Origin of the sequence: Candidatus Accumulibacter cognatus, assembly GCF_000584975.1 — a bacterium.
GTDB lineage: Bacteria > Pseudomonadota > Gammaproteobacteria > Burkholderiales > Rhodocyclaceae > Accumulibacter > Accumulibacter cognatus.
This window is the reverse complement of the sequence record NZ_JDST02000022.1, coordinates 16,656-29,025: the sequence shown is the minus strand read 5'-3', so window position 1 is coordinate 29,025 and position 12,370 is coordinate 16,656. Positions and strand designations below refer to the sequence as shown.

General features: G+C 60.2%; 10 protein-coding genes. 6 read left to right on the top strand and 4 right to left on the bottom strand.

The features are described from left to right. Nucleotides 1-9: 9 nt before the first annotated feature. Nucleotides 10-1,530: a fumarate hydratase gene (locus tag AW06_RS05235; RefSeq protein ID WP_034946697.1), complete on the bottom strand. Its 1,521-nt coding sequence runs from the start codon at nt 1,528-1,530 to the stop codon at nt 10-12. 56 nt (nt 1,531-1,586) lie between these two features. Further along, nucleotides 1,587-2,144, bottom strand: a complete 558-nt coding sequence (locus AW06_RS05230) for a TIGR00645 family protein (protein ID WP_034946694.1) — start codon at nt 2,142-2,144, stop codon at nt 1,587-1,589. A 279-nt stretch (nt 2,145-2,423) separates the two neighbouring features. Between AW06_RS05230 and acs the strand changes: the two genes are divergently transcribed. From acs to AW06_RS05200, 6 genes are all read left to right on the top strand, one after another. Then, nucleotides 2,424-4,388, top strand: a complete 1,965-nt coding sequence (gene acs / locus AW06_RS05225) for an acetate--CoA ligase (protein ID WP_034946691.1) — start codon at nt 2,424-2,426, stop codon at nt 4,386-4,388. A gap of 123 nt (nt 4,389-4,511) precedes the next feature. Next, nucleotides 4,512-6,425: a putative nucleotidyltransferase substrate binding domain-containing protein gene (locus AW06_RS05220; protein ID WP_034946688.1), complete on the top strand. Its 1,914-nt coding sequence runs from the start codon at nt 4,512-4,514 to the stop codon at nt 6,423-6,425. 74 nt (nt 6,426-6,499) lie between these two features. Next, on the top strand, nt 6,500-7,144 hold the full coding sequence (locus AW06_RS05215) for a 3'-5' exonuclease (protein WP_273704400.1): 645 nt from the start codon (nt 6,500-6,502) through the stop codon (nt 7,142-7,144). Between the two features lie 14 nt (nt 7,145-7,158). Further along, nucleotides 7,159-9,198, top strand: coding sequence for a sodium:solute symporter family protein (locus tag AW06_RS05210; RefSeq protein ID WP_034946685.1), 2,040 nt, complete (start codon nt 7,159-7,161; stop codon nt 9,196-9,198). A 73-nt stretch (nt 9,199-9,271) separates the two neighbouring features. Then, nucleotides 9,272-9,541, top strand: a complete 270-nt coding sequence (locus tag AW06_RS05205) for a DUF4212 domain-containing protein (protein ID WP_034946682.1) — start codon at nt 9,272-9,274, stop codon at nt 9,539-9,541. Nucleotides 9,542-9,782: 241 nt separating this feature from the next. Next, nucleotides 9,783-10,085, top strand: coding sequence for a hypothetical protein (locus AW06_RS05200; protein ID WP_034946679.1), 303 nt, complete (start codon nt 9,783-9,785; stop codon nt 10,083-10,085). Between the two features lie 37 nt (nt 10,086-10,122). Here AW06_RS05200 and hisD read toward each other — a convergent pair whose 3' ends face one another. Next, nucleotides 10,123-11,436: a histidinol dehydrogenase gene (hisD, locus tag AW06_RS05195; RefSeq protein WP_034946676.1), complete on the bottom strand. Its 1,314-nt coding sequence runs from the start codon at nt 11,434-11,436 to the stop codon at nt 10,123-10,125. Further along, nucleotides 11,433-12,077 carry an ATP phosphoribosyltransferase gene (hisG, locus tag AW06_RS05190; RefSeq protein ID WP_034946752.1) on the bottom strand — a complete coding sequence of 215 codons (645 nt, stop codon included), beginning with the start codon at nt 12,075-12,077 and terminating at the stop codon, nt 11,433-11,435. Before hisG ends, hisD begins: the two co-directional genes overlap by 4 nt. Between the last annotated feature and the right edge of the window lie 293 nt (nt 12,078-12,370).

The following is a 12,370-nucleotide window of genomic DNA, read 5'->3' as shown; positions in this document are numbered from 1 at the left end:
CCCGGAAATTCAGGCAACGGCTACCGGAATCTTGCCGATCCTGGCCTGCCATTCCTTCGGTCCCGTATGGTGTACCGATGTCCCGGTCGAATCGACGGCGACAGTGACCGGCATGTTCCTGACATCGAACTCGTAAATCGCTTCCATGCCGAGATCGGCGAAACCGACCACCCTGGCGGTCTTGATCGCTTTCGCGACCAGGTACGCTGCCCCACCGACGGCCATCAGATACGCCGACTGGTGTTTCCGGATCGCTTCGATCGCGGTCGGGCCACGCTCTGCTTTGCCGACCATCGAGATCAGTCCGGTCTGGGCCAGCATCATCTCGGTGAATTTGTCCATCCGCGTGGCGGTCGTTGGGCCGGCCGGGCCAACGACCTCGTCGCGAACCGGATCAACCGGACCAACGTAGTAAATGACGCGGTTGGTGAAGTCAACCGGCAGCTTTTCGCCTTTGGCCAACATGTCCTGAATGCGTTTGTGGGCGGCGTCGCGGCCGGTCAGCATCTTGCCGTTGAGGAGCAGGGTTTGACCGGGCTTCCAGGAGGCAACCTCGGCCGGTGTCAGGGTGTCGAGGTTGACCTGCGTCGAGGTCTCGGTATTGGGCGTCCAGTTGACCTCGGGCCACTCACTGAGGTCCGGTGGTATCAGAATGGCTGGCCCGGAACCGTCGAGATGGAAGTGCGCGTGCCGCGTCGCGGCACAATTGGGAATCATCGCCACTGGCAGGCTGGCCGCATGCGTCGGGTAGTCGAGGATCTTGACATCGAGGACAGTGGTCAGTCCGCCGAGGCCCTGCGCGCCGATTCCCAGCGCATTGACTTTTTCGTAAAGCTCCAGGCGCAGTTCCTCGACGCGATTGCGCGCGCCACGGGCGATTAGCTCGTGCATGTCGACCGGCGCCATCAGCGATTCCTTGGCCAGCAGCATGGCCTTCTCGGGTGTGCCGCCAATGCCGATGCCCAGGATTCCCGGTGGACACCAGCCGGCACCCATCGTCGGTACGGTCTTGAGAACCCAGTCGACGATCGAGTCCGAGGGGTTGAGCGCGTAGAACTTGGACTTGTTTTCCGAACCACCGCCCTTGGCGGCGCAGATGACCTCGAGATGATGTCCGGGAACGACCTCATAATGCACGACTGCGGGCGTATTGTCGCGCGAGTTCTTGCGTGCGCCGGCCGGGTCGAGCAGCACCGAGGCCCGCAGCTTGTTGTCCGGATGGTTGTAGGCGCGGCGCACGCCCTCGTCGCACATTTCCTGGACCGACAGGGTGGTTTCCCATTTGACGTCCATGCCGACCTTGAGGAAGATCACCGCGATCCCCGTGTCCTGGCAGATCGGGCGGTGTCCCTCGGCACACAGGCGACTGTTGGTCAGGATCTGGGCAATCGCATCCCTGGCGGCCGGGCTCTGCTCGCGCTCGTAAGCGGCGCCGAGCGCCTTGATGTAGTCAAGCGGATGGTAGTAACTGATGTACTGGAATGCGTCGGCTATGCTCTGGATGAAATCTTCCTGCTTGATCGTGGTCATTTCAGCTTCTCTCTCGTGGGTGGCCCGCGGGGCCCTTCCCCGCGGCGGGTCTCTGTTCAGTGCCGCGCGGCGTGCGGTGACTTTCCGAGCAGGATGGTCTGGGTCATGATGCGGTCTACCCAGGCCATGGCCAGCGCCGAGCACAGAAAAAGGGCATGGATCATGACTTGCCACATGATCGTATGCTCGCTCAAATTCGCTGCGTTGATGAAGGTCTTCAGCAGATGGATCGACGAGATGCCGATGATCGCCGTCGACAGTTTGATCTTGAGCACCCCGGCATTGACGTGCGAGAGCCATTCTGGCTGGTCGGGGTGGCCTTCGAGGTCGAGTCGGGAGACAAAGGTTTCGTAGCCGCCGATGATCACCATGATCAGCAGGTTGGCGATCATCACCACGTCGATCAGGCCGAGGACGACGAGCATCACCTCGGTCTCGCTAATCCGTGTGCTGCTGAAAAAGAGGTTATGAATCAGGTGTGACAACTCGATCATGAACAGATACACATACGCGCCCTGAGCAATGATCAGACCCAGATAGAGCGGTGCCTGCAGCCAGCGGCTCCAGAAGATGAACATCTCGAGTTTGTCAACAGCGGGTTTCAGGGAGGCCATTTGCTTCACGATGAAGAGGGAGGAAGCGAGATTCTAGCATCAAGGCCTGTTTCCGTTGTGTTGCGGCCATGCCGTAAGTGGTATGTAAGATTGGCAGCGTCTAATCTGGCCCACTTGGCGTGACAAGAGGCAGGAGCAGCCGCTTATAGAGAGAGGAGCAGCTGCTTATAAGATCTAGATCTGCCTTTCGCTAGGCGGGGGGCGCGAACAACGAGTTTTTCGTGACTTGTAGCATCGCTTTCTTTAATTCTCTACCAATACCTAAACAGGAGACCGGACATGTCATTGAACGAGGCCGTAAATTTTTTTGAGCCCTCTGCTGAATTTGTCAAGCAGGCCACGATTTCGGGCATGGATGCCTACCGGGCGCTGTGCGCCGAGGCGGCAAGCGATTACACCGGTTACTGGGGCCGCCTGGCCCGCGAGCATGTATCCTGGAGAACGCCGTTTACGCAGGTGCTTGACGATTCCAATGCGCCCTTCTTCAAGTGGTTTGCCGATGGCACGCTGAATGTTTCGTACAACTGCCTCGATCGCAACATCGAGGCCGGTCTCGGCGACAAGGTGGCGATCGTTTTCGAATCCGATGACGGCGAAGTCAAGCGGGTAACCTACCATGAGCTGCTGTCACGGGTAAGCCAGTTTGCCAACGGGCTTCGCGCGCGTGGCATCAAGAAGGGCGACCGGGTGCTGATCTACATGTCAATGGGCGTTGAGGGCATCGTCGCGATGCAGGCCTGTGCGCGCATCGGCGCCATTCACTCGGTCGTTTTCGGTGGTTTTTCGGCACAGTCGGTACGCGACCGGATCAACGACGCCGGTGCCGTAGCGGTGATTACCGCCGACGAGCAATGCCGAGGCGGCAAGAAGATCCCGCTCAAGCCGGCCGTCGACGAGGGCATTGCGCTGGGTGGGTGCGAGTCGGTCAAGGACGTGATCGTCTTTCAGCGTACCGGCGGTGCCTGCCATATGGTTGCCGGCCGAGACATCTGGTGGCACGACGTGATCGCCGGACAGTCCGACGTTTGCGAACCGGAGTGGGTCGGTGCCGAGCACCCCTTGTTCCTCCTTTATACCTCGGGTTCGACCGGCAAGCCGAAGGGGGTGCAGCACTCGACAGGCGGGTACCTGCTGCATGCCATTCTGACCATGAAGTGGACCTTCGACCTCAAGCCGAACGATCTTTTCTGGTGCACTGCAGACATCGGCTGGGTGACCGGCCACACCTATATCACCTATGGCCCCCTGGCCTGCGGCGGCACCGAGATGGTTTTCGAAGGCATCCCGACCTATCCGGATGCCGGCCGTTTCTGGAAGATGATCCAGGACCACAAAGTCAACATTTTCTACACCGCACCGACCGCCATCCGCTCGCTGATCAAGGCGGCCGATACCAATCCGTCGGTTGCGCCGACCCAGTACGACCTGTCGTCGCTGCGCCTGCTCGGTACCGTTGGCGAACCGATCAACCCGGCGGCCTGGCAGTGGTACTACGACAGTGTTGGCGGTGCTCGTTGCCCGATTGTTGACACCTTCTGGCAAACAGAGACCGGTGGCCACATGATTACGCCGCTGCCGGGTGCGACTCCGTTGGTGCCGGGTTCCTGCACCTTGCCCTTCCCGGGGATCGAGGCGGCCGTCGTCGACGAAACCGGGACCGAACTCGACTGGGGCAAGGGGGGGCTGCTGGTCGTGAAAAGGCCCTGGCCGGCAATGATTCGCAACATCTGGGGTGATCCTGAGCGTTTCAAGAAATCGTATTACCCCGATGATTTCGCCGGCAAGCTCTACCTCGCTGGTGACGGTTCGATCCGCGATATCAACACTGGCTATTTCACGATCACCGGTCGTATCGACGATGTGCTGAATGTTTCCGGTCACCGCATGGGGACCATGGAGATCGAGTCTGCCCTGGTCTCGCACCCGATGGTGGCGGAAGCGGCTGTGGTCGGTCGCCCTGATGATCTGACCGGCGAAGCGATCTGTGCCTTTGTGGTGCTGAAGGGCGCGCGGCCGACCGGCGAAGCGGCGAGGAAGATGGTCAAGGAGTTGCAGGACCACGTCGGCCGCGAGATCGGTCCGATTGCCAAGCCGAAGGATCTGCGCTTCGGCGAAAACCTGCCAAAAACACGTTCAGGCAAGATCATGCGTCGTCTGCTGCGCTCTCTCGCCAGAGGCGAAACGACCGCGCAGGATGTCTCGACGCTCGAGAACCCGGCGATTTTGGAGCAACTCCGCGGTTGATCGAGACAGACGGACACCCACAGCTGACTTGGCGCCGCGCTTGAGCGCCCGGTCGTAAAGCAGGCTTCCAGGCCGGCGCCAGGAGGTGCCGGCCTGTTGAATTGTTGTGATCGAGGAGCGGGTATGAGCAACAGTGCAACGGAGATGCTGGTTGCGGCCTGCCTCCAGTTCCTGCAGGCCCATCCGCCCTTTGATAGAATGGAGGCGGAGGCGCTGCGCTTTCTCACAGAACATGTCCGGCTGGCCCATTACCCCAAGGGTGCGCGGATCCTTTCGAGCGAGATGGGGGTTGCGCGTACCCTCTACATTCTGCAGCATGGCAAGGTGCAAGTCCGGGCCAGTGGCGCGGCCAGTAGCAATGTCGAGCCTGCGCCAAACACGCTCGGTCCGGGGCAGATTTTCGCGATTTCGGCGCTGATGGCGCAGCGACCGACTTCGAGTGCCTACGTGGCACGCGAAGAGGTTTTTTGCTACGAATTGCCGGCCGACGACTTCTTTACCCTGACCCAGAAGAGTACCGTTTTCAACCTCTTCTGCAGCCAGTACATCGCCGGCCTGCTCAGGCAGTCGCAGCAGCAGTTGCAACTGCAGTTTGCACAACGCGCCGCCGAGCAGAAGACCATGAATTCGCCGCTTGCAATGATTGTCAAGCGGGAACCGGTATCGGTGGCACCGGATACGTCGATTCGCCAGGTTGTTGCCTTGATGGCTGATCGCCACCTGGGTTCGATGGTGGTCGTTGATGATGGTGATCAACCGGTGGGCATCTTTACGCTTTCCGATGTGCTGAAGCGGATTGTCTTGCCGGGTACCTCGCTGGAGCAACCGATCTCCTCGGTCATGTCGGTCACTCCACAGACCTTGCCGCTGGCGGCCAACGCCCACGATGCGGCATTGGCCATGGCCATGCACGGCATCCGCCATGTGCTGGCGGTGGACGAAGGCGGACGACTCAGAGGCGTGGTTTCAGAGCGTGATCTATTCAAACTGCAGGGTGCCGGACTGCGGCAGATCCGGCACGCGATCGACGCGGCGAGCAGTCTCGATGTGCTGCAGCATGCCCGTGAGGATATCCGACAATTGTCGCTGACAATGCTTGCCGAAGGGGTCGGCGGGCAGGAGATCACGCAGTTCATCTCGACCCTCAACGATACCGTGACTCGCCGCATCATCGAAATGAATCTGGAGCGGCATGACCTCTATGGCATTGACTGGGCGTGGCTGTCGTTCGGATCGGAGGGGCGTGACGAACAGACCTTCATTTCCGATCAGGACAACGGCATCGTCTATATCTGTACCGACATCATGGATCGCGAGCAGACACAGTTGCGTTTTCTCGATTTCGCTCGCGACGTCAATGCTGACCTGGACACCTGCGGTTTTCCGCTATGCAAGGGCAACATCATGGCCAGCAACCCCAGCCTGTGCCTGACGCTCGAGGAGTGGGAGGAAAGATTCGCCCAGTGGGTACGCACACCGGAACCGCAGGCTTTGCTCAACGCCACGATTTTCTTCGATTTTCGACCGCTCTACGGACGCTTCAATCTGGCGCACAGGATGCGTCTGTCACTGTTCCGGCAGACTAGCGGCAATCCGCTGTTCCTGCGCATGCTGGCGCAGAACGCACTCAGCGTGTCGCCACCGCTGGGCAGGATACGTGACTTTGTGACCAGCGACGATCCCGAGCATCCGGGAAGCATCGACCTCAAGAAGTATGGAGTCCGCCTGTTCACCGATGCAGCACGGGTTTTTGCACTGGCCCGTCAGGTCGAGGCAACGAATACGGCGACGCGCATCAAACGCGCTGGCGTCCTGATGAACCTTTCTCCAGAGGAGGTGGCTGCAAGCCTCGAAGGGTTCAATTTCATCCAGTTGCTGCGCTTGCGGCACCAGCATTTTGAGCAGGAACATGGACGCGAGGGCGACAATCTCATCCGGCCCGATGAACTCAACGAGATTGAACGGCGCATTCTCAAAGAAGCTTTCCGACAGGCGCGCAAGCTGCAGGCACGCCTTAAACTCGATTATCAGCTCTGACCATGGCCTGGTTTTCCAGATTGTTCAGTGGCCAGGAAACGCCTAACCCGGCATTGACCGCCGGACAACAGCAGTTGATCGCCGCCTGGCGCCAATTGCCTGCGCCGGACTTGCAGTGTTCGCACTATCGTTGTCGCTATGTGGTCGTCGACGTCGAAACGACGGGCATCAACGTCAAGACCGATCACCTCTACGCAATAGGGGCTTTGGCCGTGGTCGACGGGCAGATCGGCTTCAAGGATGCCTGCCATCTGCTCTTAGGACCTGCCGAGCTTAGTACCGATCCTGTGCCCGGCTCGCCGGTGCGCCCGCATTCGGAGTCGGCAGCCGGTCATTCGTCGGTCGACGCGTTGATCTCCTTCCTGCACTTTGTCGGCAAGGCGCCACTGATTGCATACAATGTGCCGTTTGTTGCCGCGATGATCGAACGTACGCTGACAGAATGCCTCGGTATCGAGTGGGGGCTGGCGTGGATCGATCTGGCGTGGGTGATGCCCGATCTTTTTCGCGATGTCGAGCATACGGGGGGAGGGCTCGACGCCTGGCTGGACCACTTCTCCATTGCCAGCATCCGTCGTCACCACGCCGTTTCTGATGCTTATGCGACGGCTCAGTTGTTGCAGATCACGATTGCCAGCGGCGCGCGCAAAGGCTTCATGACACCAGCCAGCCTGCTCGAGCTTGAGAAGGCGCGTCGCCACTTGCACCAGAGCGCGTAGGCGGGCACTGAACGATGGCCGACTACCCTGTCCAGTTGCGTCGCTATTACGCTTACTACACGGTTGGTTTCTTCATTTTCATCGGGACTCTGGCGGTACTCGAGCAGCATGGCATGCCGCCGCGCTGGATCGGTTATTCCTTTCTTTTCCTGACCATCTTCCTGTACGCAACGATTGGCGTGCTGGCGCGAACCGCCAGCGTTTCCGAGTATTACGTTGCCGGCCGGCGTGTGCCGGCGGTATTCAATGGCATGGCCACCGGCTCCGACTGGATGAGTGCGGCCTCGTTCATGGGTCTGGCCGGCACGCTCTACCTGACGGGGTATCAGGGCCTGGCCTACGTGATGGGCTGGACCGGCGGCTACGTTCTGGTGGCCCTGCTACTGGCGCCTTACCTGCGACGATTTGGCCAATATACGATCCCGGACTTCCTCGCCGCGCGTTATGGTGGCAATCTGGCGAGGCTGGTCGGTGTCTTTGCGACCATCCTGGCGTCCTTTGTTTATGTGGTTGCGCAGATATATGGCGTCGGCTTGATTACCAGCCGCTTTGTGGGCCTGCAGTTCGAAGTCGGGGTATTTGTCGGCCTGGCCGGCATCCTGGTCTGTTCCTTTCTGGGTGGCATGCGCGCGGTCACCTGGACGCAGGTGGCCCAATACGCCATCCTGATTGTCGCCTATCTGGTGCCGGTGACCATTCTTTCGTACCAGGTCAGCGGAATTCCAGTGCCGCAGTTGACCTACGGCCAGGTGCTGCAGAAAGTGCAGGAAATGGAGGAAAGGATCTTCGATGACCCGGCCGAAATCGACGCCCGCCACCGCTTCCGCGAACGTGCCGATGGCTACCACGACCGCATCCTGGCGCTGCCGGACTCACTAGAGGAAGAGCAGCGCAGCCTGAGCGTGCGTATCGACGATCTGAAAGGCAGCAACGCGCAAATGCGCGAGGTGGCGACTCTCGAGCGGCAGCGCCGGGAGTTGCCCAAGAGCAGCGATGAGGCGCGCAGTTATTGGGAGGGCCTGATGCATCAGGCAGCGCAGCGTGGCACAGCTCCCGATCACCATCTGACCCCCTATCCCGGGCAAGGCGAGGCGGTGAACGACGGTGCGCGCGTGAACTTCCTGAGTCTGGTGTTCTGCCTGATGGTCGGCACGGCGGCCCTGCCGCATGTGCTGATGCGTTACTACACGACACCCAGCGTACGCGAAGCGCGCAATTCGGTATTCTGGTCGCTGTTGTTCATCCTGGCCCTGTATCTCACCGCCCCGGCCTACGCGGCTTTTGCCAAGTATGAGATTTATACGAGTCTGGTGGGTTCATCGATGGCGCAACTGCCGGTGTGGGTCAATTCATGGGGCAAGATCGGCATGGTTTCGATCGAAGACATCAACGGCGATGGCATCCTGCAACTTGCCGAGCTGTCACTCAATCCCGACGTGATTCTGCTGGCAACCCCGGAAATTGCCGGTCTGCCCTACGTCATTTCCGGTCTGGTGGCCGCCGGTGCGCTCGCCGCTGCGCTGTCCACCGCAGACGGGTTGCTGCTGACGATTGCCAGTGCTCTGGCGCACGACGTCTATTACAAGATTTTTCGCCCTCAGGCGAGTACGCAATGGCGGCTGGTGGTTTCCAAGTCACTGCTGCTGGTGGTTGCAGTCCTGGCGGCCAGCGTTGCCTCGCAGAAACCGGCGACCATCCTGTTCATGGTCGCCTGGGCGTTCTCGCTGGCAGGATCAGCTTTTTTCCCGGCATTGATTCTCGGCATCTTCTGGCGGCGGGCGACATCGTCAGGCGCGGTCAGTGGTATGGTGGTTGGCCTGCTGGTAACCATTTATTACATGGTGCGCGTCCATTTCGATGCCATTCCGTGGCTGGGAATCCACGGTATCGGCATGGAACCCTGGCTGGGGATTCAGTCAACTGCGGCCGGCGTATGGGGCGTCGCTGCCGGCTTTCTGACGATCATCGTGGTCAGTCTGTGTGGACGGCCGCCCAGCCAGGAAACCCAGGATTTTGTCGAAAGTGTCCGTTACCCGGAATTTGACCATTGTTGATCACTGCTCATGGGGCGACCCGCAACGAGTTCGCCGGGGTCCGGGGCAGTCTTCCGTAACCACGGAGCGATACGTGCAACGCGGACGAAAGCAGCAGGAGTACTGGCGGTGCAACCTCAGGATGACGGCCTTGCTGCTGGCCATCTGGTTTGTCGTGACCTTTGTCGTCAGTTACTTCGCGCGCGACCTGGCAGATATCTCCCTGCTGGGTCTGCCGCTCGGTTTCTACATGGGAGCCCAGGGTGCGCCGGTGATCTACGTGCTGATCATCTGGTGGTACGCCCGCTACATGAACCATCTCGACCGGGAGTATGGGGTCAACGACAGGGAAGGGGAAGACTGATGCGCTCACCCGGAAATGCCATGTGCAGAAGCCCAAAGTGCTGTAGGTTCTGCCGTTTTGTCCTTTTTGTGCTTGACTCAAGGCGCGCGGAGATGCCGCCTGCCGGGGTACTCCTGCGGATTGCGGCAGGGGCGCAAACCCACATCGCTGTTTTCTCACCACAGAACCACAAAAATCACTCAACCTGGATCGATAGCAAGCCGTTAATCAATGCAAGAGCTTCACTTTGCGGAGAAATCTCATGATGCACATCTGCACCGAGCGAACCGATCTCGACGAATTGATCGGTAACCAATACTGGAGCGGGCAACACCTGTGTTTTCATTACGGTCCACTGGCACTGGCCATGAAAGGTGGCGAGGAGTTGATTCTCGAACAATGTGAGGCGCTTTCTCCCTTCATGCTCGCCAAGGTCAATTTCCTGCTCCGCGACCTCTTCATTGACGACACGGCGGAGATGATTCGCCCGCAGGAGGGCTTCCGGCTTACGCTCAGGCGCTCGGAGGCGATAGAGAATCGGGAGCAGAAGGCTCGCGCTGTCTGACTGGATATAAAGGTCGGCTCAACTTTCAAAGGTCGGCTCAACTTTCGACCCGATACTCGGCGGATCGCGCATGCGCCGGCAGACCCTCGCCATAAGCCAGCGTTGCCGCGATGCGTCCGAGGGTCTGCGAACCGGCCTGCGATACCCGGATCAGGCTGGTCCGTTTCTGAAAGTCGTAGACCCCCAGCGGTGAAGAGAAGCGGGCGCTTCCGGACGTCGGCAGGACATGGTTGGGGCCGGCACAGTAGTCGCCGAGCGCCTCCGAGGTGTAAGGGCCGATGAAGATCGCGCCGGCGTGCCGAATCTTGTCCACCCAGGTTTCGGCATCGGCCATCGACAGTTCGAGGTGTTCGGGGGCGATGCGGTTGGCGATATGGCAGGCCTCGTCGAGATCGCGCACCTGGATCAGCGCGCCGCGATTTTCAAGTGCGGCCCGAATGACCCGTCGACGCGGCATCGTCGGCAGCAAGTCGTCGAGCGCAGCGGCAACGCGTTCGATATAGGCAGTATCCGGACAGATCAGGATCGACTGCGCGAGTTCATCGTGTTCAGCCTGCGAGAAAAGATCCATGGCCACCCAGTCGGGGTTGGTCTGCCCGTCGCAAATGACGAGGATCTCCGACGGACCGGCAACCATGTCAATACCGACGACCCCATAGACACGGCGCTTGGCGGCAGCGACATAGGCATTGCCGGGGCCGACGATCTTGTCCACCTGCGGAATGGTCTGTGTGCCGTAGGCCAGCGCGGCGATCGCCTGCGCACCGCCGATGGTGAATAGGCGATCGACGCCAGCCAGCGCGGCGGCGGCGAGAACCAGCGGGTTGTGCTCGCCGGCTGGCGTCGGTACGACCATGATCAGTTCCCTGACTCCGGCGACACGCGCCGGAATCGCGTTCATCAGCACCGACGAGGGGTATGACGCCTTGCCGCCGGGAACGTAGAGGCCGACGCGATCAAGGGGGGTCACTTTCTGGCCCAGCATCGTGCCGTGCGTCTTCTCGCCTTCGTCTTCGTATTGCCAGCTCTGTAGCGGCTGTCGCTGGTGGTAGCTGCGCACCCGCTCGGCGGCGGCTTCGAGTGCCTGCCGTTGCGTCGGCGGCAGAGCGGCGAGTGCCTGTTGCAGTTCGCTTTGCGAGAGTTCGAGTTCAGCCATCGAGTTGGCGCTCAAGGCATCGAAACGCCGGGTGTACTCGATCACCGCGGCATCGCCACGTGCCTTCACTTCGGAAAGAATGTCGGCGACAGCTTGTTCGACGCAGGCGTCCTGCGCGGCTTCGAAGGCTAGCAGGGCATCGAGTCGCTCATTGAAGTCGGGATCGGTGCTGGAAAGGCGTTTGATTGCGATCATGAGGCCACCACTCCGGCGATGGCTTCGAGAATCGGTGCCAGCAATTCGCGTTTCAGCTTGAGCGCGGCCTGATTGACGATCAATCGCGACGAGATGTCCATGATGTGCTCACAGGCGAGCAGATGGTTGGCTTTCAGCGTACTGCCGGTGGATACCAGGTCGACGATGGCGTCGGCGAGGCCGGCCAGTGGCGCGAGTTCCATTGATCCGTAGAGTTTGATCAGGTCGACATGCACACCCTTGGCCGCGAAGTGTTCGCGGGCAATATTGACGTACTTGGTCGCCACCTTGAGACGCGCGCCCTGGCGCACCGCGTACGCGTAGTCGAAACCGGCGGGAACGGCGACCATCATCCTGCACTTGGCAATCTTCAGGTCGATCGGCTGGTAAAGGCCCTCACTGCCGTGTTCCAGGAGAATGTCCTTGCCGGCGACACCGAGGTCAGCCGCCCCGTATTGCACATAGGTTGGGGTATCGGTCGCGCGGACGATGACCACACGAACGTTTTCCCGATTCGTTGGAATGATCAAGCGACGAGAGGTTTCGGGATCCTCAAGCGGCTCGATCCCGGCGGCGGCCAGCAGTGGCAGGGTTTCGTCAAATATCCGGCCTTTCGATAGAGCAATGGTGATGCCGTTCACGACCTTTTCCCTGCGCGACAAAGCCCGCATTCTACCGCAATGAGGCTGCTGCGGCGGTCCACGCATGCGTCGTCCGGCGCGGCAAGGCTGGGCAAGCTGCGGTTCACCGCCTTCCCGAAGCGTGTTGTGTCACGACGAAGTGCTAGAGTTTGGGCATAAATGGCGTATTATTCGGGCGCCGCGGCCAAAGCAGAGGGAAAACCTGCAGAAAAGCAAGAGTGATCAAGCGTACGCGGTCACCATGGCGCTGGTTCTGGTTGTCTCTCTCCCGAGAGCAAGCGGGGTTCATGGCC